A 2,218-nucleotide genomic window follows, 5' to 3' on the forward strand; every position below is an offset into this window, starting at 1 on the left:
CGGCGCCGGCATCCAGGCCGACCTCAAGGTCTTCGCCGCGCTGGGCGCGTACGGCACCAGCGTCCTCACGGCGGTCACCGCGCAGAACACCCGGGGCGTCGACGCGGTACTGCCGCTGCCCCCGCGCACTGTCACCGAGCAGTTGGACAGCGTGCTCACCGATTTCACAGTCGCCGCGGTGAAGACGGGGATGCTCGGCACCCCGGCGATCGCTGACGTGGTGGCCGAGGCGGCCCGGGACGGCCGGTTGCCGCAACTCGTCGTCGATCCGGTGCTGGTCGCCACGAGCGGTCACCGGCTCGGCGTGGTGGGCGCGGTGGAGCGGCTGTTGCCGTACGCCACTGTGGCGACCCCGAACTGCGCGGAGGCGGCGGCGATCACCGGACGCCCGGTGGACGACGTGGCCGCGATGGTCGTGGCCGCCGAGGCTCTGGCGGCCGGCGGCCCGGAGTACGTGGTGGTCACGGGCGGTGACCTCGACGGGGGCGAGGCGGTCGACGTGCTGCACGGCGCCGGGGTCACCACGGTGTTGCGCGGACCCCGGGTGAACACCCGGCACACCCACGGCACGGGGTGTTCGTTCTCCGCGGCCATCGCGGTGCGGCTCGGTCGGGGCGACGCGGTGCCGGTCGCCGTGGGGGCCGCCAAGGAGTACGTGCTCCGTGCGCTGTCCGGCGCGCGGGGCTGGGAGCTGGGCGCGGGGCGCGGGCCGCTGAACCACTTCGGCTGGTCCGCCTGATCACCAGGAGGCTGTCATGCACGCACGAGGCAAGGTGTACGTCGAGGGTTCGCGGCCGGATGTCCGGGTGCCGTTCGCGGAGGTGGGGCTGACCGGTGATCTGCCACCGGTGCGGCTCTACGACACGTCGGGTCCTGGTTCGGACCCGGAGGTGGGGCTGCCGCCGTTGCGGGGGCCGTGGATCGCCGAGCGGGGTGATGTGGCGCCGGTGCGGGGGCCGGGCACCCCGCTGGCCGGAATGGACGGTCGCCGGCCGACGCAGCTGGCGTACGCGCGGGCCGGTGTGGTGACGCCGGAGATGGAGTTCGTGGCGATCCGGGAGAACGTCGACCCGGAACTCGTTCGGTCCGAGATCGCCGCCGGCCGGGCGGTGCTCCCGCTCAACGTCAACCACCCGGAGTGCGAGCCGGCGATCATCGGAAAGGCGTTCCTGGTCAAGGTGAACGCCAACATCGGCACCTCGGCGGTCAGTTCGTCGGTCGCGGAGGAGGTGGAGAAGCTGACCTGGGCCACCCGCTGGGGCGCGGACACCGTGATGGACCTGTCCACCGGTAAGCGCATCCACGAGACCCGGGAGGCGATCGTGCGGAACTCCCCGGTGCCGATCGGAACCGTGCCGATCTACCAGGCGTTGGAGAAGGTCGGCGGCGACCCGGTGAAGTTGAGCTGGGACGTGTTCCGGGAGACCGTGATCGAGCAGGCCGAGCAGGGTGTGGACTACATGACAGTGCACGCCGGTGTGCTCCTGCCGTACGTGCCGCTGGCCGTGAACCGGGTGACCGGGATCGTGTCCCGTGGCGGTTCGATCATGGCGGCGTGGTGCCTGGCGCATCACGAGGAGAACTTCCTCTACACCTACTTCGAGGAGTTGTGCACGCTTCTCGCGAAGTACGACGTGACGTTCTCCCTCGGCGACGGGTTGCGCCCCGGCTCCATCGCCGACGCCAACGACGAGGCGCAGTTCGCCGAGCTGCGTACCCTCGGCGAGCTGACGAAGGTCGCCTGGGAGCACGACGTCCAGGTGATGATCGAGGGCCCCGGTCACGTACCGATGCACAAGATCAAGGAGAACGTGGACCTTCAGCAGGAGTGGTGCCACGAGGCGCCCTTCTACACGCTCGGTCCGTTGACCACCGACATCGCGCCGGCGTACGACCACATCACCTCGGCGATCGGCGCCGCGATGATCGGCATGTTCGGCACCGCGATGCTCTGCTACGTCACGCCGAAGGAGCACCTCGGCCTGCCGGACCGGGACGACGTGAAGGCGGGCGTGATCGCGTACAAGATCGCGGCCCACGCGGCGGACCTGGCCAAGGGGCATCCCGGCGCGCAGGCCTGGGACGACGCCCTGTCGAAGGCGCGGTTCGAGTTCCGCTGGGAGGACCAGTTCAACCTCTCGCTGGACCCGGAGACGGCCCGCTCGTACCACGACGCGACACTGCCCGCCGAGCCGGCGAAGACCGCGCACTTCTGCTC

At 70.7% G+C, this 2,218-nt stretch carries 2 protein-coding genes; both read left to right on the forward strand.

The genetic code is table 11. The annotated features are described in order from the left end of the window. Window positions 1-739: bifunctional hydroxymethylpyrimidine kinase/phosphomethylpyrimidine kinase (thiD, locus tag KBX53_RS30450; RefSeq protein ID WP_210863156.1), on the forward strand; the 739-nt coding region annotated here is incomplete at its 5' end. Window positions 740-755: 16 nt separating this feature from the next. Beyond that, the coding region (thiC, locus tag KBX53_RS30455; protein ID WP_210863158.1) for a phosphomethylpyrimidine synthase ThiC at window positions 756-2,218 on the forward strand (1,463 nt) is incomplete at its 3' end.

Origin of the sequence: Micromonospora sp. M51, assembly GCF_018070305.1 — a bacterium.
In the GTDB taxonomy this organism is placed as follows: Bacteria; Actinomycetota; Actinomycetes; order Mycobacteriales; family Micromonosporaceae; genus Micromonospora; species Micromonospora parva.